The organism is Arthrobacter sp. StoSoilB20, from assembly GCF_019977295.1.
GTDB classification, from domain to species: domain Bacteria; phylum Actinomycetota; class Actinomycetes; order Actinomycetales; family Micrococcaceae; genus Arthrobacter; species Arthrobacter nicotinovorans_A.
The window spans coordinates 3300591-3321426 of sequence record NZ_AP024651.1; the positions used below are offsets into that span (position 1 = coordinate 3300591).

The 20836-nt window shown below is 62.7% G+C and carries 18 protein-coding genes and 1 tRNA gene; 4 read left to right on the top strand and 15 right to left on the bottom strand.

Annotated features, from left to right (window positions below; translation table 11 throughout):
• Positions 1 to 543 (bottom strand): PadR family transcriptional regulator, encoded by a 543-nt coding sequence (locus LDN85_RS14985; protein ID WP_026546247.1) that lies wholly within the window; start codon positions 541 to 543, stop codon positions 1 to 3.
• A gap of 682 nt (positions 544 to 1225) precedes the next feature.
• Here LDN85_RS14985 and LDN85_RS14990 point away from each other — a divergent pair.
• The gene (locus tag LDN85_RS14990) at positions 1226 to 1873 is read left to right on the top strand and encodes a hypothetical protein (RefSeq protein WP_051420676.1); all 648 of its coding nucleotides are present in this window, start codon (positions 1226 to 1228) and stop codon (positions 1871 to 1873) included.
• 171 nt (positions 1874 to 2044) lie between these two features.
• On the opposite strand, the gene LDN85_RS14995 is transcribed toward LDN85_RS14990, so the two are convergent.
• From LDN85_RS14995 to galU, 7 genes are all read right to left on the bottom strand, one after another.
• Entirely contained in the window at positions 2045 to 2863 is an 819-nt protein-coding gene (locus tag LDN85_RS14995; protein WP_223943434.1) for a hypothetical protein, read from the bottom strand.
• Positions 2856 to 3542, bottom strand: a complete 687-nt coding sequence (locus LDN85_RS15000; protein ID WP_223943435.1) for a helix-turn-helix domain-containing protein — start codon at positions 3540 to 3542, stop codon at positions 2856 to 2858. Before LDN85_RS15000 ends, LDN85_RS14995 begins: the two co-directional genes overlap by 8 nt.
• A gap of 252 nt (positions 3543 to 3794) precedes the next feature.
• Positions 3795 to 3867 (bottom strand) — tRNA-Ala (locus tag LDN85_RS15005).
• Positions 3868 to 3904: 37 nt separating this feature from the next.
• Entirely contained in the window at positions 3905 to 4705 is an 801-nt protein-coding gene (locus tag LDN85_RS15010) for an NAD(P)H-binding protein (protein WP_223943436.1), read from the bottom strand.
• 6 nt (positions 4706 to 4711) lie between these two features.
• Entirely contained in the window at positions 4712 to 5596 is an 885-nt protein-coding gene (locus LDN85_RS15015; RefSeq protein ID WP_035760470.1) for a hypothetical protein, read from the bottom strand.
• Positions 5597 to 5741: 145 nt separating this feature from the next.
• On the bottom strand, positions 5742 to 6353 hold the full coding sequence (locus LDN85_RS15020; RefSeq protein WP_026539881.1) for a GNAT family protein: 612 nt from the start codon (positions 6351 to 6353) through the stop codon (positions 5742 to 5744).
• 7 nt (positions 6354 to 6360) lie between these two features.
• Positions 6361 to 7266, bottom strand: a complete 906-nt coding sequence (gene galU, locus LDN85_RS15025; protein ID WP_026546252.1) for a UTP--glucose-1-phosphate uridylyltransferase GalU — start codon at positions 7264 to 7266, stop codon at positions 6361 to 6363.
• A 128-nt stretch (positions 7267 to 7394) separates the two neighbouring features.
• Between galU and LDN85_RS15030 the strand changes: the two genes are divergently transcribed.
• The 3 genes from LDN85_RS15030 to LDN85_RS15040 all read left to right on the top strand — a co-directional run bounded on the left by LDN85_RS15030 (position 7395) and on the right by LDN85_RS15040 (position 9348).
• Positions 7395 to 8045 (top strand): 5-formyltetrahydrofolate cyclo-ligase, encoded by a 651-nt coding sequence (locus tag LDN85_RS15030; protein WP_223943437.1) that lies wholly within the window; start codon positions 7395 to 7397, stop codon positions 8043 to 8045.
• A 154-nt stretch (positions 8046 to 8199) separates the two neighbouring features.
• A complete protein-coding gene (locus tag LDN85_RS15035; protein ID WP_026546253.1) occupies positions 8200 to 8472 on the top strand; it encodes an FmdB family zinc ribbon protein in 273 nt (90 codons plus the stop codon).
• A 69-nt stretch (positions 8473 to 8541) separates the two neighbouring features.
• Complete coding sequence (locus LDN85_RS15040) at positions 8542 to 9348, top strand: RcpC/CpaB family pilus assembly protein (RefSeq protein ID WP_026539877.1); 807 nt, start codon at positions 8542 to 8544, stop codon at positions 9346 to 9348.
• 26 nt (positions 9349 to 9374) lie between these two features.
• Here LDN85_RS15040 and LDN85_RS15045 read toward each other — a convergent pair whose 3' ends face one another.
• The 7 genes from LDN85_RS15045 to LDN85_RS15075 form a co-directional block, all read right to left on the bottom strand.
• Positions 9375 to 13538, bottom strand: a complete 4164-nt coding sequence (locus LDN85_RS15045) for an AAA family ATPase (RefSeq protein ID WP_223943438.1) — start codon at positions 13536 to 13538, stop codon at positions 9375 to 9377.
• A 166-nt stretch (positions 13539 to 13704) separates the two neighbouring features.
• Entirely contained in the window at positions 13705 to 15294 is a 1590-nt protein-coding gene (gene guaA / locus LDN85_RS15050; RefSeq protein ID WP_223943439.1) for a glutamine-hydrolyzing GMP synthase, read from the bottom strand.
• A 119-nt stretch (positions 15295 to 15413) separates the two neighbouring features.
• Positions 15414 to 15914, bottom strand: coding sequence for a DUF3817 domain-containing protein (locus LDN85_RS15055; RefSeq protein WP_017200326.1), 501 nt, complete (start codon positions 15912 to 15914; stop codon positions 15414 to 15416).
• Complete coding sequence (locus LDN85_RS15060; protein ID WP_026539874.1) at positions 15911 to 16819, bottom strand: SURF1 family protein; 909 nt, start codon at positions 16817 to 16819, stop codon at positions 15911 to 15913. The genes LDN85_RS15055 and LDN85_RS15060 overlap by 4 nt, the downstream gene beginning before the upstream one ends.
• A 412-nt stretch (positions 16820 to 17231) precedes the next feature.
• Positions 17232 to 17720, bottom strand: coding sequence for a PTS sugar transporter subunit IIA (locus LDN85_RS15065; protein ID WP_026539873.1), 489 nt, complete (start codon positions 17718 to 17720; stop codon positions 17232 to 17234).
• 48 nt (positions 17721 to 17768) lie between these two features.
• A complete protein-coding gene (locus tag LDN85_RS15070; RefSeq protein ID WP_091549996.1) occupies positions 17769 to 19523 on the bottom strand; it encodes a glycerol-3-phosphate dehydrogenase/oxidase in 1755 nt (584 codons plus the stop codon).
• Positions 19524 to 19690: 167 nt separating this feature from the next.
• Complete coding sequence (locus LDN85_RS15075; RefSeq protein ID WP_026539871.1) at positions 19691 to 20827, bottom strand: GuaB3 family IMP dehydrogenase-related protein; 1137 nt, start codon at positions 20825 to 20827, stop codon at positions 19691 to 19693.
• Positions 20828 to 20836: the final 9 nt, after the last annotated feature.

Here is a 20836-nt window from a genome sequence, read left to right on the forward strand (position 1 = left end):
TCAGTCCTGGGCGAGGATCGAATACAGACGGCGGCGGGCCTCCTCAAGCACCGTCACAGCCTCCTGGACTTGCTTCGGCGTTCCGGTACGGCCAACCTGTGCCGCAGCCTGTGCCAGGTCCACTCCCGCCTTGGGCAATGCGGCGAAGCCCGGGCTTGATGGGGTACCCAGGGAATCCCAGGGTGCAGAGGTCTCAGAACCTGCCACATCTTCCCTTCCGGCTTCGGTCAGGGAGTAGATCTTGCGTCCGCTGGATTCCTCGGCGCTGACGAAGCCCTCGTCTGCGAGCAATTGCAGTGTGGGATAGACCGAACCAGCACTCGGCTTCCAACTGCCGCCGCTGCGGTCCTCGATTTCATGAATGATCTGGTAACCGTGCATGGGACGCTCAGCGAGGAGGGCAAGGATCGCCGTTCGCAGTTCGCCGCGGCCGGCGCGGGTTCCTGAACGTTTCTCGAACCGGGATCGAAACTCTTCAACGGCCTGCCACATGCCGTCCAGGTTGTTGCCCATAAATCCGTTTGCAGGGAATGAATTGTGCATCAAGCTCACCTCAATCAATCGCGAACGATACTAAACGATAGTTAACGATATACCCCCGCGCGGTTCCAAAACAACGAAAAGGACCATCAATGGGAAATGAGGAGGCCGTGTGCTCAAGCCTCAGGCTCTTGTGGGCAGGGCCGGACAGCACTTCTGGGGTGATGCCGTCCGGCCCCCGCTGCGGAACCTTGGGGCAGCCCCGGCGAACGAGGGGGATCATTGGCCGTTGCGTGGGCTCCGCTGGGTTCAGTAAAGGCGAAACGGAGGGGTGGGCACACGAGTAGTTGGTACTCGTCTTTTGCTTGCCTGGGAAGGGGCCACTACTTGCCGGGCATGAAAGCCGGAGGGCTGAATGTGGAGCTAAGGAGATTCGAACTCCTGACCTCTTTCCCGGTGCAAACACACCTCAGTGGTTACCCACGGGATTGAAGTTTCCTTGGTCCAAGACCTCACGCTTGGAGTGCCGTTGCAGAGACGAACTTCCCATACCAACGATTGTTGCCCGGCTACCACAAGTGTTGGCTCGCAGCTTCATATTCAGGGGCCAACGGGGCGCCATGACAGAGCAGTTCCCGCTGACGTATATGGTTCGAGGTGACTTCAAACAGTGATCTTTTTTGCCGTTCCCCCGCTCAATTCCGAAGGCGTTTCGACGTCGAACGAAACTGGAGACTGAATCGACATGAACTTCCTTAGGGCAATCAAGAACTTTTTCAAAGCAAAAGTTCTGCTTTGGCCAGTCCTGCTGCTCGTCGCGATTATTGTCGCAGCAACAGGGGCATCTTTTGCATCCGGTGGGCTTAACGTTCTTGCTCTCAAGTCGCTGTTTACCAGCAGCTCGAACGAACGCGATTCGCAAGTGGTTCAGGCCGTCACGCGTGTGCAAGAGGTCGCATTGCTCACCCTTCATATCGAGGGTGTCGCGAGGCATGAAAGCAATGGAGAGATTTTTGGAGTGGCTGTACCCGCGAGCGAGAAAACAACACTGCTCCAGTACAAGTTCGACGCAAAATTAGGCATTGATGGGACACAGGTGAAGATCGAACCCAGTGGCCCAACGTCGTACCGGGTGACTGTCCCGAAATTCATTGGCATCGGCTTCGAAGATCCCGCTTTTGAGGACCCCTTAGAGAGCAGCAACGCGCTTAGCTGGCTGACACCTCCAGCTGTTCAGACTCGCATGATCAATAACATCCTCAGTGACGAGAACAAGCAGGAATACATCACACAAAACGAGGCAGCGCTTAAGGAACAGACCAGGGGGTTTTATTCCGGAATCATCGCAAGCATCGATCCCAGCATCACCATCGACTTTGAGTTCGCAGGTTAGATGCCACCAGCACCTTCTGGTCGCGGGAGTTCCTGAGTGACAATGGTCGGGATGCCTTGACCGCCTACTTTCATCACCTGGTGTCAACTCAGGGGCAGATAATCCGCGCGTCAAATCGCAATGGCCGGGATTTTCTGACCATAGCTATTCGACAGCCGCTCCTCGACGTCATCAGCCGAATTTAAGCCGGTTGGCCGGCGGGAGGCTGTGATTGGCGGCAAGTATGCGGAGTGCGTCCATGGCCGGTGTCCGGTCGGCTGGGTCCAGCAGTTGCCATGATCGGTGCCCCGGGTCGGCCAGTTCTTTGTGCAGGGAAAGAACCCGTGACCTATCGCTGCCTTTCATCTGGGCCGCCGTGACCAGGGGTGTTCTGATGGTCGCGCAAAGAACGACGGCATCATCGAGGTGCCGCTCCCTTTCCCGGGAGTCTTCGCGGTAGGCCGCTCCCTTCAAGACCAGCGCCCCGAGGGCGTTCGGGATACTGATGAGGGCCGGTTCGCCGTCGTCGTCGACGGTCATCCGGCAGTTCACCGTCCGTTGCAGCGCCTGCGTGCCGCCGGATACCTGGAACGGTTTACGACCGCCGAGCGTCGGGATCTTCGCCGGGGCCAGATGGTCGGCCACCATCACGTCGACCTGCTGCTGGCCGCGGAGGAAACGGTGGGCTGGTGCGCTTTGAGAGATGGATTTCTCCAGGGTGTACCCGAGCTGGTTCAGGACCGCACTGGCTGTCGCCGTCGTCGCCGCGCCGGTCTCAATGTGCAGCACGATGTCGACATCCGCTGTTGGCCGGGAGACGGCAAGACCAGCGGCCGCGGCGTGCAGCTGCACCATGAGCCCACCGACCAAAGTCCAGTGAGTGGACGGCAGTGCCCTGGCCAGTTCCACACACTGTGGCCACGGAGTCCCCCAACCTCCCGGAGGAACGGGCACGTCCCAGGACTCGCGGACACCTGCTGGTTCGGCGGCGTCAAGTCCCGCCTCAGACATGGAGAAGGCCATTGATGACACGTTGCCCTGCGCTGCGTTCGCGGGTCGCCAGCGAGCACATGAGATCTACGGCGATCGCCGCCACCGGGGCCCGGCCGTCGACGAAGGGTTCGCCCAAATCGACTTCATGAATGATGGCGTTGCCGTCGGGATCTTCGACCAGGCCGAACGCGTCCGCGAGGGCGGAGACGTCTCCGCTCATGACGTAGCCTTCGGCAGTCCCGCTCCCACCTGCCATCCCGAAGGTCCCTGCAATGGACTCCTCGCGCATGGCCGATGCACCACTGGGGATCAGGTGATCGTTAAGTGCCGCCAGCCCGTCCGGGGTCGCCCTATAGCGATGGGTTTTGTCCTTGTTCCGGGCAAGAACAAAAACGGCGTCGGCGTCCAACTCACGCAACCGGCCCTTCAACCGGGACTTCTCCGAGGCACTGATCCAAGTGGGGTTCTGGCCAGAGAGCAGCGCCAAGGCAGCCCAGGCAGTCCTGGCCGTCCAAGCACGGCCACGACGGGTGCCGGCGATGGCCAAGCGCTCCACCGACGACCGATCGATGAGCAACATACGGCCAGCCCTGCCACTGGCCGTCAACTGTCCAGAGTCGACCAGGTCATGAACTGAGGCACGAGTAATGCCAAGCCTGCCCCCGACCTCCGCGACAGTCATCTCCTTCTTGTACATACACTAAACCCTACAGTCGTGGGGCTTAGTGTCAATATTTGAAGATGAGCGACAGACGCTCGGAGTTTGCAGCGGGGCATCCACAGTCTCGGAAGCTTGTTGTGGGTGAGCGCTACGGCGACGACGCACAACACGGAAGGTTCGACGGCAGGCACACAGAGCAGAAGGGCGCTGGCATGTTCCGACACGGATGCCGCGTCGAAGACCTCCGGGATTCGTAACTGGTGACAGGTCAAGAAGCACCGCCATCTGTGGAGCTAAGGAGATTCGAACTCCTGACCTCTTCGATGCGAACGAAGCGCTCTACCAACTGAGCTATAGCCCCTGGACCAGTCCGTATCCGACCGGCCAGTGTCCCTAGGCTACAAACTTTCCCGACGCTTTTCCAACCACGACACGAACGTCTCCTTGCCGTCCTTCCGCCCCGGGATCAGGTTGTTGCCGACACGGAGGAACGCGCCCATCGCACCGGGCAGCGGCACTTCCAGGATCCGGCCACGCGTGCCGGTGACCCTTTTCCATGACTCCGCCATCTGCCGCATGGTGAGCAATTCCGGGCCAACTACTGTTCGAAGACGGTGACGCTCCGGAGACGCGCTCTCCAAAGCGGCATCGAGCAGGGCTACGGCAACGTCCACCGGAGAGATGGTCTGGAAGCTGGCGCCCCTGAACACAGGAATCAGGCGCACCTTCGCTCCAGCGGCAAAAATCGCCGCAACCAAGCCGTGGAACTGAGTTGCCCGGACCACCACCGTCTCCAGCGGTGACTCAGAGTACTTGCGCTCTTTGGCAGCCTTGGAAGCGTAGTAGGAGTAGGTGCTCTTGTCACAGTTGATGATGGACAGCACCACCGCCCTTCCGACCCCCGCACGGTGTGCCAAGGCAAGAAGCCGGGCACCGCCGTCGGCGAATTTTCGCTGTGCCTTGCCGAACTGACCTTCAAGGCAGTCAATCACGACGTCGGCGCCCGCCAATGCGGTTGCCAGCCCTTCGCCGGTGGTGACGTCGCCCGCAAGGTAGGTGACGCCGTCGTAATACTTCGCAGAACCGGGAGGCGGCACGTGGCGGGACAAGGAGATCACCGTGTGACCGGCAGCAGAAGCAAGCCGGACAACTTCCTTTCCGACCTGGCCTGTACCGCCCGCGACACAGATGATGGCCATGCGGGACTAGGCGCGGCGGCGCTGCAGGACGTCGTCCAGGTTGCTGAGCGCGCTCTGGCTTTTTGCGGACTGCGCTGCCGTGGGCTCCGCTGGTTCCGCACTTTGCTTCAGGACCGGCTTGCCTACAGGCTTGGGAGCTTCCGGAAGGTCCAGGGGCTCGGGCGCAGGCCTCTGCGCCTTCGCGGCCTCAACATAGGTGGGCTTGGGGACGGCGACAGGCTCCCAGCTGGAACCTTTGGTGTTTTCGGCGGCTTGCGCCGAGGTGTCCCCTGCGGCGACGGCAACAGCCAGCGCGGCCTGGCGGAGTTCGACAGCAGACAAACGCGCAGCTTCACGGCTGGCCGCTTCGGCGTCGAAGACCGTTGTTTCCTTCGCCTCGAGAACCGGTTCCTTCGGCAAGTAGCGTGCGGGCGTCGGGATGGGCGCTGCCTGTGCGGCGCGGCGGGCCCGGCGTTCGCGAAGATCCCTGAGGGCGAGCTTGCGCAAAGTCACGACAGCGAGGACCGCACCAATGAAGGACACCAACGGCAGCCAGAACGACCCCGCACCGAAAATGAGGAGGATGCCCGAAACCGCCGCAGTCACCAGCAAGGCAAGCCCTGCCAACGCCAAGGTCAGGCGGGCATAGCGGATGGTGAAGGGAGTGGTGGGCGCTGGCCGGAGCGACGATTCAGCCACGCGGGATTCCTGGGGCGACGCCTGTGCTTTGCTGTGCATGGTCTCCATCGGTTTCTCCTGCTGAGGTGCCAAAGTCAGTACCACCCCTGCCTGCGGTTCGTCTGGTTCGTCGTCGATCGCCTCTGCTGGAACAGTGGCCGTTTGGACTTGTTGGCGCCTGTTCCGGAGAACGTAGGGCGCCACCCAGACCATCCACAGCGCAACAGTGACCACGAGTATCACTGAGCTGCTGAGAGGGAAGTCCACATTCAAAACCGTAGAAGCAAATCACCGGGTGCACCGGCATTGCGGCCGGTGTGTCGTCGTCGAGTCCGCAAATGACTGGATATACGGACAAAACGGCCCATGACCTGCCCGTTTATCCCCTGAGCCACCGACGTAGCAGGCCTTCAGGAACCTCGTCCGCTGTCAAGGCGAAGGAGCGGTGGTCAGCCCATTCGCCGTTGATGTGCAGGTACCGTTCCCGATACCCCTCATCGCGGAAACCGAGCTTCTCAACTACCCGCAAGCTGGGTTTGTTTTCGGGCCTGATGTTGATTTCCATCCGGTGAAGGCCCAACACCTTGAAGCAGTGATCGGTTGCCATGGCCACCGCTGTCGGAGCAATACCCTGCCCCGCCCGGCCCTTATCCACCCAGTAACCCAGCGTGGCCATCATGGCCGATCCCCAAATAATGGAAGAAACGGTCAGCTGCCCGACGATGAGCGGCTCCCGGAATCCCGGGGTCCTTTCAACAATGAGGAAAGGCAACGCAGTGGACTGACGCGCCTGGTAGTTCAGCGAGGCCACCATCTGCCGATAACTGGGCAGGCGCCCACCCGGTGCCGGGTTGGACGCCTCCCAGGGAGCAAGCCATTCGCTGTTCCGCGAACGGACTTCGGACCACTCCCGCTTATCGCGGTATCGGATGGGTCGAAGAAGCAGGTCACCGCTCTCCAGCGTCACCGGCCAGATCGCAGAGCCGTACATCCTGAGGTTACTTGGGAAGCGAGGCAGTGAAGGTCGGCAACCACTCACGCAGTTCAGGACCAAGGTCCTCGCGTTCGCAGGCAAGCTCGATGCAGGCCTTGAGGTAGCTGAGTTTATCGCCGGTGTCGTAACGGCGGCCGCGGAAGACAACGCCGTACACGCCGTAGCCCTCACCTTCACCGGCCGCAAGGACCTCGAGGGCGTCAGTCAGCTGGATCTCCCCGCCACGGCCTGGAGCTGTATTCTCCAGGACGTCAAACACGGCCGGGTGCAGCACGTAGCGCCCGATCACGGCAAGGTTGGACGGCGCTTCTTCCGGGGAAGGCTTCTCCACGAGCTGCTTGATGCGGACGTAGCCGTCCTCGCCGATCTCTTCGACGTCGGCGCAACCGTAGGCGCTGATCTTGGAGGGTTCCACCTCGATGAGCGCAACCACGGACCCGCCGGTCTTCTGCTGGACGGCGATCATGTCGCTCAGGAGGTTGTCGCGGGCGTCAATGAGGTCATCACCCAGGAGAACAGCAAAGGGCTCGTGGCCGACGTGCTGCTTTGCACGAAGGACTGCATGGCCGAGGCCGTTGGGGTCGCCTTGGCGGACGTAGTGGATGTCACCGAGGTTGGTGGCGGACTGGATGGCCTCAAGCTTGGCGGTATCGCCCTTTTCAGCCAGCGTCGCTTCCAGCGCCGGCACGCGGTCGAAATGATCCTCCAGGGCGCGCTTGCTGCGCCCGGTGATCATCAGGACGTCGTGCAGGCCAACCTTGACCGCTTCTTCGACGACGTACTGGATGGCTGGCTTGTCAACCACGGGCAGCATTTCCTTCGGCATCGCCTTTGTTGCAGGCAGGAACCGGGTGCCAAGACCCGCTGCGGGGATGACGGCCTTACGGACAGCATTGTTATCGAGAGTCACCGGACTAATGTAACGGAAGGAACACATCATCGGCTAAACCCTCGCCGCGCCGGGAAGACTTTTCTGTGGACCCGACGGCAGCTTCTGTTGCCGGACCAGCACCAGGCGAACCTCACGATCGGACACCCATGGCATCGAAGGAAGACATCCGCAGCACCCGGCGCCTCCACCGGCGGGGCCTCACCCCCGAGCAGATTGCCGCCGCAGGCACGTCCCTTGCACAGCATGGAACGGCATGGGCCGCAGCAGCCACTTCCGGCGCACCGGCCACTTTTGCCGTCTACGTGGGCGTCGCATTTGAGCCGCCCACCAAGCCCCTCATCCACTCCCTGTACGAGGCAGGGCACCGGATCCTCCTTCCCGTTTGCGAGCCCGGCAGGCAGTTGAGCTGGGTCTACTGGACGCCGTCCACCGTCTTTGTCCGTTCGTCCTATGCCCCTATTGACGAACCCGAGGGTGAACGCCTGGAAAGCCAGGTTGTGGCAGGAGCCGCCGGAATCTTCATGCCCGCCACGGCTGTGGACAGGGATGGCAACCGGATTGGCCAGGGCGGGGGCTACTACGATCGGCTCCTCCAGGGCCTGGACACTTCGGGCTCGCGGCCGCCCACCATTGCGGTGGTGTACGACGACGACCTCTTGCCGGCAGGTTCGATTCCCGCCGAGGCCTTCGACCGCCCCGTGCGGGAGGTGTTGACGCCATCCGGCGTGGTCAAACTCCACAGCAGGGAAGAGCACAGCAGCGCGGCGGACCCGGGCACCGCTGGAGGAACAGCCTGAGGAGACTGCCTGCTGGTGAGGTCCGGCACATCTGCTGGCGCACGGGACGGAGCCGGATGATAGAATTGGCACTCAGGCCCTGCGACTGCTAATGCGAAGTACAATCTTCGCCACGCTGCACAGGACCTGAACTTTGTCCTGAAGGAGGAACTCAGTGCCCACATACGCATACGCCTGCAAAGACTGTGACCATGCCTTTGACATCGTCCAGTCATTCTCTGACAGCTCCCTGACGGAGTGCCCTGAGTGCAAAGGCGCCCTTCGCAAGAAGTTCAACAGCGTCGGCGTCGTCTTCAAGGGCTCGGGTTTCTACCGGACTGATTCCCGTGACGCCAAGGGAAGCACCGTCTCAGCGGCACCGGCAGCACCCGCTGCGGCATCCTCTGCCCCTGCAGCCACCCCGGCCCCCGCAGCTGCAGCGAGCTGACTCCCCACCTTTTCCACATACGCCGCTGGGTCCCTGTCAGGCGTCCCGGCGAGTGGCTAGCGTGGCGTCATGCCACAACAGTCTCGAAGCGCCCTCCTTGCCCGCGCCCGTCGATCAGCGTCAGCAACCACCGGTCCTTCGCGCCCGGTTCCCTCCGCGAATCCTGGGCACCAATCTCCGGGCCGTAACAGGCCCACGAGGTTCCATCGCCCGCCGGATCATTCCACCCCTCGGGGCAAGCGGCGAAGGATTGGCTCGTGGATTGCCCGGAACAGGCGCCTCACCGTTGCCCTCCTGCTGTGCTTGGCCGCCGGCATCGCAGTCCAACAGCTGACCCCGGCCCCGGAGCTGCGGGTCAGCGTTTTGGTAGCCGCCCGCGACCTCCCAACGGGAGCTACTCTCGCTGAGTCTGACTTCACCACCATGGGCATACCCCGTGACTTCGCCCTAACCGGGGCGATCTCGGATGGCGGGGCCCTTGTTGGCCGCCAGTTGGCTGCACCTTTGAACCGGGGTCAGATTCCCACGGAATCCAGCCTTCTGGGCCCCGGGCTCCTCACCGGATCACCGGTGGGCACGGCGGCCGTTCCCCTGCGGATGGCCGACCCGTCCTCCATCCAGCTGCTCTCCCCCGGCCAGTTGGTCACCGTGGTCCTGACAGCGTCCGGTTCCTATGACGAATCACGGCAACCCCAGGTACTGGCAGGTCCGTTACCTGTGCTCTGGACCTCAGCCCACGGCGGCAAAGCCGGCGAATGGTTGGGCACCAACGACACGGAAGGACTGGTGGTGGTAGCCGCGGATCCCCAACAAGCAGAAAAGCTTGCCGGCGCATCTACGCAAGGCAAGCTTTTCTTTGTTCTGGTCACCCCGTGACGGGCGAGCCGCATGGTGGTGGAAGATCAGCCCCAGTGCGGAGGCTTTTGTTCCTTCAACCACTGCTCATGGTCGTAGCCGGACTCGTCTCCCCATCGGCGGGGATCATCTTCCGCGGCTTTGGTGGGAAGAATGCCACTCAAGCCGGGCTTGGCTGCCGCGCTCCTAGCCTCCGAGGCCTCATCATCGGCATCGGCGACTGGTTCTGTAGATTCGACCCCAACCTCGTCTTCGGGACCGGTTGCTTGTTCCATCAGTACTGCTTCTTTCCCGTTGTCTGCGTAGCTGTCTTCGTTTCCGGCAGCTTCGCCAGGCTGACCCTGGTCCTCCCGCGCCGGACTCGGAGCAAATGTGGGCTGCCCTTTGTCCGCACTCAATTGTTCAACGTCCATGTCCAGGAAGCCATGCTCCGGCGACGTCGACCGCGGAATGTGGTTCTCCAGCCCAAGGTAGGAACCGATGCGATCCGCGCAGGATGAAGGATCCGTGAAGACCTCAATGGTCCACAGGGACATGTACCGCCACCCCATGCGCTCCAGCAGTTGCGGACGAAGCCGGCTGCGTTCGCGGACACTCATCCGGCGATAGCGCTCGGTTCCATCGGATTCTATGGCAACAGGTGTCGGGATTTCCGCGCCCTCCCGGCCAATCGTATGAACGGGATCAGCGGCAGCAGCAATGTCCAGCACGCCATCATAGAGATGCCAAACACGGGCACCGCGGGCCCTCAGTCGTTCTCCAAGGTCAGCCACCAAAGGATCCTCGCCAAGAGCCTGCTCACTGGCAACCGCACGGGAAGCGGGGGTACCAAGATTGCTGTTTCCCGAAAGCTCCCTGTCCAGCAGCTCGTAGAAGTCCACGGCGCCGTGAGCCAGCCGGTCAAGGTCAAGGTCCTCGGGACGGAAGCAGCTCAGGACATGCATCGAACGCCGTGCGCGGGTCATGGCCAAGGCGAACCGGTTACGGCCACCCTCAGCGGACAGCGGCCCGAAAGAGTGCAGTGCCCGGCCGTGCGGGGTGCGCCCGTATCCGAGGGAGAAGATCACGTGGTCCCTCACCAGGCCTTGGGCACGCTCCAGGTCCACCACACGGAAAGACTCAGGGCCGGCGCCAAAGAAGGTGGACAGCAACGGATGGTTGGGCAGTTGCAGCCTGATCGCCTCGCCGATGCGGGCAGCATGGCGCAGGCTGGCCGTCACAACCGCCAACGACGTGCGGGGCCGCAGCCTGGCGTGTTCGAACACAAGGTCCACCACGCGGTTGACCTCTGCTGTCACGGATTCGACGCCCTCGTGGTCAGCCCCGGGAAGGCCAGTGCCATCGGGAATGTACTCAACCAGGATGGAGCGGTCCAGCCCTGTGACGGAGTTCCCGTCGGGCAGGCGGCGCAGGCCACCGTCGTAATAGTTTTTGCTCAGCTGAAGGATCAGGTCCTCGTCCACTGCGCGGTACACCCAGTTCAGCTGCCAGGTTGGCAGGACCCTTGCCAGTGCTTTGAAGGCGCTGTCGACGTTCTCGTGGCTTGCAACGCCGGCAACCGGCGGCTCCACGGCAACGCTGAAGGTCCGTGCATGGGCAATCTTCGCATCACCGAAGGCCACCACTTGCTTGGCCCTGGCAATGGCCGGGAGGACAGCCTGCAGCGAGGTGGATTCGGCGTCAATCACCACCACGGCGTCAAACTTTTGCTCGGCCGGAAGAACACCGGTCAGGAGATAGGGGCTGACCGACCACACAGGCACAAGCAGCGGCACCAGGTCCGGCGCCTGGGCACTGAGCGCAGGCAACGTGACCCGGCCGTCCTTCAGCAGGGCACGCAGCAATTCCGCCTGCCTTGGGTGCTCTTGGAGCCCCTGGCGCCATTTCTGCGCCAACTGCCACCGGAGGCGGGCGGCACCGCTGGCGATGTGCGCCTGGTCTGCAAGCCGGTATTCGGCTTCAAGGCGACGCAGGGAATCGCCGTCGGACATCGCAAGGTAGTCGTCCCCGCTGATCATGGCTTCCAAAGCGGACTGCCACCAGGCCAGGTCCAGTTCGGCGGCCACGGAAGTGGCAGGAACTTCGCGGGCAGCCAGGTCGGACAACAATTCACCGAGTCCGTGCTCGCGCATTTCCTCGATGAGGAGGGTCCGCTCGGGAAGGGTCTCCAGTGTTGCCGTGTCTGCAACAAGCCGTTCCAACCGCTCCATCAGTTCCAGATACGGGGTGCCGTGCAGGGAGCCACCGGCGCTGGTGTGCTTGAGCGAGGCACCGAGGCGGTGCAAGACATCGTCAAGTTCCCTGTAAAGGACACCAAGATCAGCGAGCCCGGAAGGCACTGCGGGGTGGCGCTGCGTGGTGGCGTAGCCTGCCCACAGGGCCCTCTGCTCCTGAACCAGGACAAGGGAACTGTGCAGATCGGCGATGTGCACGCCGGGCCGCACGTATTCCTTCGCTACCCGGCGCAGGCGGGACCGCTGCATGGAGGGCATCTCCAGGTTCCGCTCCCGGCGCCAGGCGGAGCTGGCGGTCGCGGAAATAAGGTCGTGTACCGGCCGGTCGAAGATATCAGGGGTGAACTTATCCAGGCTTTCCCGGACGGCGATGAGCAGTTCGAGCTGTGCACCCCATTCGGTGAAAGTATCTCCCAGCCGGATTTCAGCGTGGTCGGAAACCTGCTTCATCCTGTCCCGCAGGACAGGAAGCTTCTCCTCTGCCAGGCGCGCGAGTTGTTGGGCTTCTTCGGTCTCCTTGCGCGTGACGAGGCGTGCGCCGTACCAAGGGCTGGAAGTGGACGCCCGGCTGAAGCTGCCGAGCTCCGCTGCCCGGCGCAGGCGGCCTGCCAGTTCCTCCCGGTCCTTGATGTTGTCCAGGACGCTGCGCTTGAGGCGGACAGTGGTGGAAGGCGCGGGGTGGATGGATGTCAGCTCTGCCAGTGATTGCATGGCCTGGTAGGGAGAGCACCCCCACCGTTCACGGACGTTGTGCAGCGAGGCCACATGGTCCATCAAGGCGTGGCGGTGCCCGGTCAACGTCTGGTGCAGATTGCCCAGCTGGGGTTCAAGCGCTTTTTCGTTGCGCATGATGGCCCGGACCAATTGGCCCTTGAGCTGCTGCGGAGTGGTCCCGTTGCCGGGGCGGAACAGCATGGAGTCAAGGCCGAGCGATTCCAGATGCGCGGAGAGTCCTGCCAGGCTGGACTGCCTGTCACCTACCACCAGCACGGATTTGCCTTCGCTGACCAGCGCACCGATCGCATTGATGGCGGTTTGGGTCTGCCCGCTGCCCGGCGGGGTGCTGACAACCAGGGAATCCCCGGCGCGGACGGCATCCACAACGTACTGCTGGTCCGTGTCGGCGTCCAACAGCAGGAGTTCATCCGCCGGATCACGAAGATCGAGGCTGGGGAACCGGCCGGCTTTGATCGGCTCAGGCTCAATGTCACCACCGTTGGCTGCAACAGCAAGCGCCGCAACGGTGGGATTGTTCATGTTGATCCACGGATCATCGAGGTTGCCCGACAGGTCAGCCAGGGTGGTGACCAGCAAGTTGAACTCCACCTCGGCACCGTGAATCGGCTGGACGAGTGTTGCCAGCCGGTCCAGCACCGGCTGGGGATCGAAACGCGCGGTGTTATAGGCCATGCGCGCCACTGCGTTGACGTCGAAGACGATGCCATGGACCGATTTCAGGTGGCGGACCAAGGCAGGATTCATCCGTGCCTGCTCGGTGAGCTGAAGCTCGAAGTCGTCTTCGCCCGGCCTGATGGTCAGGATGATCGAAGCGAGCATGACGGGTGCGGAAACGCGTTGGGGCTTTCCACCAACAGCAGAGGTCCACACTACGGTCCCTGCCGACAAATATCCGGCCTCAATACCGCGATCGTTGCTCAGCTCGAAGATCTTGGACCTGATATTTCGGGCGGCGCGGGCTGCCACCAAGTACTGCTGCCTGTCCCGGATCAAGGTGGACAGGCGCGTCCTTCGACCTGCCAGCAACTGCGCCAACCCCGAGGGGTGTGCGTTGCTGAGATCGATGGCGCCCTCCGGCGTCTTGACGAAACGCAGCATCGTGTCCGCCCCGGTGACGGGCTTAAGACCAGACAGCCATTTACGGAGCTCTTCGGAGCCCTCTTCCTGGCCTTGACCTAATGACACAACTTCTGCCTTCTTTTCTGTACTAGCTTTAGACGCCTTGGACCATACCGGCATACCTTCGAGGGTAGCGGGAATACCTTGGCAGTCCGGACCGCAACGCTGTTCCGACGCGAAATTCGCCGTCATTTCACAGGTGCCTGCCAAATTCCGAGGACCACGGCACTACGGGGGTCCAAGCAAAATGGCCGGCCTCCCAAAGGAAGCCGGCCACTTTAGAATGCTATTCCCACTCGATGGTTCCCGGTGGCTTGCTGGTGACGTCCAGCACCACGCGGTTCACTCCATCAACTTCGTTGGTGATGCGGTTGGAGATCCGGGCGAGGAGGTCATAAGGCAACCGCGACCAGTCCGCCGTCATGGCGTCCTCGGAGGACACCGGACGCAGCACGATCGGGTGGCCATACGTACGGCCGTCACCCTGGACACCAACACTGCGGACATCGGCCAGGAGGACAACCGGCATCTGCCAGACGTCGTTATCCAACCCTGCGGCCGTGAGTTCGGCGCGGGCAATGGCATCGGCCTTGCGCAGCAGGTCCAGGCGTTCCTTGGTTACTTCGCCCACGATACGGATTCCGAGGCCCGGGCCCGGGAACGGCTGGCGTCCGACGATTTCCTGCGGCAGGCCAAGTTGGGCACCAACAGCGCGCACTTCATCCTTGAACAAGGCCCGCAGCGGCTCGACGAGCTCGAACTGCAAATCCTCAGGAAGCCCACCCACGTTGTGGTGGCTCTTGATGTTCGCAGCACCTTCGCCGCCGCCTGATTCGACGACGTCCGGGTACAGGGTTCCCTGAACCAGGAACTTGATCTTCTCGCCTTCGGCAGCAGCCTGGGCGATGATGGCCCGCTCGGCTTCTTCAAAAGCACGAATGAATTCCCGGCCAATGATCTTGCGCTTAGTTTCGGGGTCGCTGACGCCGGCCAAAGCCGACTGGAAGCGCTCCTGCTCATTGGCGACGTAGAGGTTGACGCCCGTGGCAGCCACGAAGTCGCGCTCGACTTGCTCGGCTTCGCCTTCACGCAGGAGGCCGTGGTCAACGAAGACACAGGTCAGCTGGTCGCCAACGGCGCGCTGGACCAAAGCCGCAGCTACAGCGGAGTCGACGCCACCGGAGAGGCCACAGATAACTTTGGAGTCCCCGATCTGCTCGCGGATCCGTTCCACCTGCTCTTCGAGGATGTTGCCGGTGGTCCAGTTGGGGCTCAGGCCGGCCCCCTTGAACAGGAAGTTCTCCAGAACATGCTGGCCAAGGACAGAGTGCTTCACTTCCGGGTGCCACTGCACACCGTAAAGGCGCTTCTCGTCATTGGCGAAGGCAGCTACCGGAGCTCCGGCCGTGGTAGCCAGGACCTCGAAGCCCTCGGGGGCCTCGTGAACAGAGTCGCCGTGGCTCATCCAGGTGTTCTGGGACGCCGGGACGCCATCGAGGATGGAGCGTGCGTCACCTACCAGCAGGGCTTCGGTGGCACCGTACTCCCGCAAACCGGTCTGGGCTACCTTGCCACCCAGGGCATTGGCCATAGCCTGGAATCCGTAGCAGATGCCAAACACGGGAACGCCGGCCTCGAAGAGGTCAGCACCCACGAACGGGGCACCCTCTGCGTAGACGCTTGAGGGCCCTCCGGAAAGGATGATGGCTGCCGGGTTCTTGGCCAGAAGCTGCTCGGTGGTGAAGGTATGCGGAACAATTTCCGAATACACATTCGCTTCGCGGACGCGGCGGGCAATCAGCTGCGCGTACTGGGCACCGTAGTCAACAACCAGCACCGGCTTCTGGGAAGTTTGGGGTGCGGTGGGAGTAGTCACCAGACAAGACTACTTTGCCGGGCCGTCCCGGTGCACGTCCGCGAAGCCTGCAGGGGGCCAAAACGCCCCTTGCCGTAAGGCATCTCACATGCATTGCTGCACGTTGGGCCGGCGGTGTCCTAGTACCGCTTGGATGCCTGGGGGTTGGCGGCCAGTTCAGCTTCCACCTGGGCGTGGAACTTCTTCTCCACAATGAAGGACAGCAACGGAATCACACCGCCCAAGGCCAGCAGGACCATCTTGGAGAACGGCCAGCGCATGAGCGACCACAAGCGGAAGTTGGAGACCAGGTAGACCACGTACATCCAACCGTGCACGATCAACACCGAGGTGGAGATGTTGAATCCGCCAATCACTCCCTTGGGCTCGGATTCGGCGAAGCCAAAACCAAAGGGCTGACCCGTCACGGCGTTGGTGCCGCCTGCGAACAGCGAAACTCCAAACCCGTAACGGGCGATGAGTTCGGCGCACAGCAGCAGCAGCATGGCACCGGTGAGGTAGGCCATGACTTTGTAGAACTTCAGCGCCGAACGGATCTGGGCTTCCGTTCCGCCAAACCGCCGCTTCTTGGGCTTGGGTCCGGATTGTTCGGGCTGGATGGCCGGTTTTGGCTCAATCATTGCTGCACCTTTTGTTCTGGCTCTGGGCTTGTAGGTTCTGTGGTGGCCCCGGGACGCTCCGAGGGATAGGAGACGCGTTCGCCGTCTTCGTGCCCGTCGCCTTCTCCGCTTTCTTCATCCTCGTAGTCTTCGAAGTCCTCGTCCTCTTCGAGGTCGCGACGGTAGTCGTCCTTGACCAGGCGCCACCAGATGAAGAGGGAGAACCCGGCGAAGACAACCCATTCCACGGCGTAGAAAAGGTTCAACCAGTTGACCTTCTCTGCAGGCGGCTGAGGCGGGATGTTGAGGGCCTTTACGTCGTCGCCGAGCGGCAGGGTGACTCCGCCCGACACTTCCGACGTCGCTGCGACGAACCCCGGGTAGCTGGACACTTCCCAGATGTTGATGAGCTCGGCGGAAGAGACTGCTGACGCACGGCCTGGACCGGCGTCGACGTTTGGAACTGGAGCTTCAGAGGGAATAAGGCGGCCGGTCACCGTGATGATGCCCGACGGCGGCGGGCCGGCTTGGGCGGCGTCGGCTACCCAGCCTCGGGCCACAGGAATCCACGTTTGGGGTGAGGCCGCAACACCGCTCAGGGCCGGAGCGTTGTTGACGGCGAAGGCCGAGACGATCCAGAAGCCCTTTTGGTTGTTGTAAAGGCGACCTTCCACAAGAACCTGTTTGGCGGGATCGTAGGTTCCCGTAGCCGTGACCATCTGGTCCGAAACGGAACCGGGAAAGAACTGCCCGGGTTTAAGGACGTCCACCAGCGGTTTGACTTCTTCAACACTGGACGGCGCCGGGGGCTCGTGCTGGGCGGACCGGCTGAGCTGCCACTGGCTGAGCAGCACAAACACCCCGGACAGCAGAAGCGCAAAGACCAGTCCTGCGATCCAGCGGGGTTTCAACGCGGTTTTCAACACCCCTTAACCGTACTTCGTCCGGCTGTAGAACAACGAAACGAGGTAGGTCAGCCTGCCCTAGAGTGGGGCAGCCGGGTCCCTGCGTGGCGACGGAGTCGACACGAAAGGGCCTGCCCTAGAGTGGGGCAGGCGGGTCCCTGCGTGGCGACGGAGTCGACACGAAAGGGCCTGCCCTAGAGTGGGGCAGCCGGGTCCCTGCGTGGCGACGGAGTCGACACGAAAGGGCCTGACCTAGAGTGGGGCAGCCGGGTCCCTGCGTGGCGACGGAGTCGACACGAAAGGGCCTGACCTAGAGTGGGGCAGCCGGGTCCCTGCGTGGCAACGGAGTCGACACGAAAGGGCCTGCCCTAGAGTGGGGCAGGCGGGTCCCTGCGTGGCAACGGAGTCGACACGAAAGGGCCTGCCCCAATCTCTAGTGGTCGAAGAACACCAGGCTGGAGTTGATGAGCTCGGAGATGACCTCGGGATCATGGGCGCGCCGGAGTGACTCGCGGAAGGATTCCTTGGACAAGGATCGCGCCAGCGTGGCCAGAACTTCCAGGTGGTCGGAGAACGAGCTGGCAGGGGTGGCGATAAGGAGGATCAACGTCGCCGGACCGTCAGTTGCCCCGAAGTCCAGGGCGTGGCCGAACTTGGTCACACCCACTGCGATGGAGATCCTGTCCACGAATTCGCTTCGGGCATGCGGAAGCCCGATTCCGCCGGGAAGTCCTGTGGCCAGTTGGTGCTCGCGTGAGTGCACCTGTTCCAGGAAGCCTTCGAGGTTGGTGATCCTGCCGGCAGCGTGGAGCTTATGGGCCAGCTGGGCAGCGGCGTCGATCTTGTCCTCTGCGACGAGTTCAAGGATGACGGTGTCCGGGGTGGTCAGTTCCGCGTCATACCGGTCAAGTGGTTCTGCCAAGTCGTGTTCCCTCCAGTGTGGCCTTCCGGCCCCATTTTCCTGAGCTGGTCAGCGAAGGGGCACGATGTCATCCACTCCCATGCGCGCGGCATCGGCCGATTCGTCGTCGGGTTGCTGCTGGCTGAGCCGTTCAGCGTCCACGCGTGCCAGGTAGTGCTTGATTTCGCTTTCGCGCTGATTCTCGCTCCAGCCAAGGATTTCTCCCATCAGCTTAGCTACTACAGGGACCGCTGCCACACCCCGGTCCCACGATTCGATCGAGATCCGTGTTCGTCGCGTCAAAACGTCGTGGACATGACGGGCGCCCTCGTGCGTTGTTGCGTAGACGACCTCGGCGGCGAGGTAGTCATCGGCACCGGGCAGGGGCTCTCCCAGTTCAGGGCGTGCGGAGATCAGTTCAAGTACCTCCGGCGTCATGGATCCGTACCGGTTCAGCAGGTGTTCAACCCGGGCAACGTGGACGCCGGCTTCCTCGGCCGAACGCCCCCGCCGGTTCCAGGCGGCTTTGAAGCCTTCCGCTCCCAGCAAGGGGATGGTGTCCGTGCAGCTCGGGGGAACCCGCTCGTCCATGGCCCTTGTTGCCTCGTCCACTGCGTCTTTGGCCATGATGCGGTAGGTGGTGTACTTGCCGCCGGCCACCACCACGAGCCCGGGCACGGGATGGGCAACCACGTGCTCACGCGAGAGTTTGGCAGTGGAGTCGTTCTCCCCGGCAAGCAATGGCCGCAGGCCGGCGTAGACCCCTTCAACGTCTTCACGGGTCAACGGGCGCTTGAGGACTTTGTTGACATGCTCCAGGACGTAGTCGATGTCCTTGCTGGAGGCCGCCGGATGGGCCTTGTCCAGTTTCCAGTCCGTATCCGTGGTGCCAATGATCCAGTGGCGGCCCCATGGGATAACGAAGAGAACGGATTTCTCCGTGCGCAGGATCAAGCCAACCGTGGACTGGAAACGGTCGCGGGGCACCACCAGGTGGATGCCCTTGGAGGCGCGGACTTTGAGTTGGCCCCGGTCGGTGACCATGGCCTGTGTTTCATCGGTCCAGACTCCGGTGGCGTTGACCACTTGCTTTGCCCTGACGTCAAAAACGCTGCCGTCTTCCTGGTTCTCGAGCCTGGCTCCCACTACGCGTTCGCCCTCGCGAAGGAAGTCCACCACGCGCAGCCGGTTGGCGGCATGGGCTCCGTAGTGGGCCGCGGTCCGGACCACGTTCACTACCAGGCGGGCATCGTCCACCTGTGCGTCGTAGTAGCGGATGGAACCCACGAACGCGTCGTCCTTCAAACTGGGGGCAGCGCGCAGGGTTCCGCGCTTGAAGAGGTGCTTGTGCATGGGAACGCCGCGGCTGTGCCCGGAGGTCAGCCCCAGGGTGTCGTAAAGCATGATGCCCGCACCGACGTAGGGACGCTCCCAGAACCTTCTCGTCAGCGGGTATAGGAAGGGCACTGGGCGCACCAGGTGGGGTGCGATCTGCTGAATCAGCAGTCCCCTTTCCTGGAGGGCTTCCTGGACCAGGCCGAAATCAAGCATTTCAAGGTATCGGAGGCCTCCGTGGATGAGCTTGGAAGACCGGGAGGAAGTACCTGACGCCCAGTCCCTGGCCTCCACGATACCCACGGTAAGCCCACGTGTGACGGCATCCAGGGCAGCTCCGGCTCCCACCACGCCCCCACCAACGATGAGGATGTCCAGCTCCTTGCCGGCCTCGGCAGTGGATTTCAGGACTTCGATCGATGCGGCACGGGATTCCGGGCTCAGCGCTCCCGGAGAACCCGCCTGTGGACCGCCTGCGGCATTGCTCATCGGACCCCTCCTCAAACGCAACAGCTGGTAATCCCCTACCCTACTTGCTGCCCGCCGCCTTGGGCAGGGCAATGCCGGCCAGGAAGGCAGAATCCCGGACAACCAAGAAAGCCCCTGTTGGCTCCGACCGGAATCGGCAGTCAACAGGGGCTTTCAGCGCTTGGTTATCAGTTGCCCGCGTAAGGCGAGACAACGACGTCGACCCTCTGGAACTCCTTGAGGTCCGAGTAGCCGGTGGTTGCCATGGAACGCCGCAGCGCACCGATCAGGTTGGACGTGCCATCGGTGTGGTGTCCGGGGCCGAACAGGACCTCTTCCAACGGACCGACGGTTCCGACGTTGACGCGGTCGCCGCGGGGAGATTCGAGGTGGTGGGCTTCCGGACCCCAGTGCCAGCCGCGGCCGGGTGCTTCTTCCGCACGTGCAAGGGCACTGCCGAGCATGACGGCGTCGGCCCCCATGGCGATGGCCTTGACGATGTCACCGGAGCTTCCCATGCCGCCGTCGGCAATGACGTGGACGTAACGGCCGCCGGACTCGTCCATGTAGTCGCGGCGGGCCGCAGCGACGTCGGAGATGGCAGATGCCATGGGCGAATGGATGCCCAGGGCCCGGCGGGTAGTGGTGGTAGCGCCGCCGCCGAAGCCCACCAGGACTCCGGCCGCACCGGTGCGCATGAGGTGCAGCGCCGGGGTGTAGCCGGCCGCACCGCCAACGATCACGGGGACGTCGAGTTCGTAGATGAACTGCTTGAGGTTCAGGGGTTCGTGATTCTTCGAGACATGCTCAGCTGAAACCGTGGTTCCACGGATAACGAAGATGTCGACGCCGGCAGCCACCACGGTCTTGTAGTGTTCCTGGGTGCGCTGCGGGGTCAGGGAGCCGGCTACAGTGACGCCGGCGGCACGGATTTCGGCCAGGCGGGAACTGATGAGTTCCGGCTGGACGGGTGCCTTGTAAAGGTCCTGCATGCGGCGGGTAACGGCGGGGCTGCTGGTTTCGTCGGCAAGGCCGGCGATCTCGTCGAGCACCTTCTGCGGGTCCTCGTAGCGGGTCCACAGGCCTTCCAAATCCAGGACGCCAAGGCCGCCGAGGCGGCCGAAAGCGATGGCTGTGTCCGGGGACATCACGGAGTCCATGGGAGCAGCGATCACGGGGGTGTCAAACTTGTAGGCGTCGATCTGCCAGGAGACAGAGACGTCCTTCGGGTCACGCGTACGGCGGTTCGGGACGATTGCGATGTCATCCAGGGAGTAGGCACGACGCCCACGCTTGCCTCGGCCAATCTCTATCTCATAAGTCACGGCTCTTAC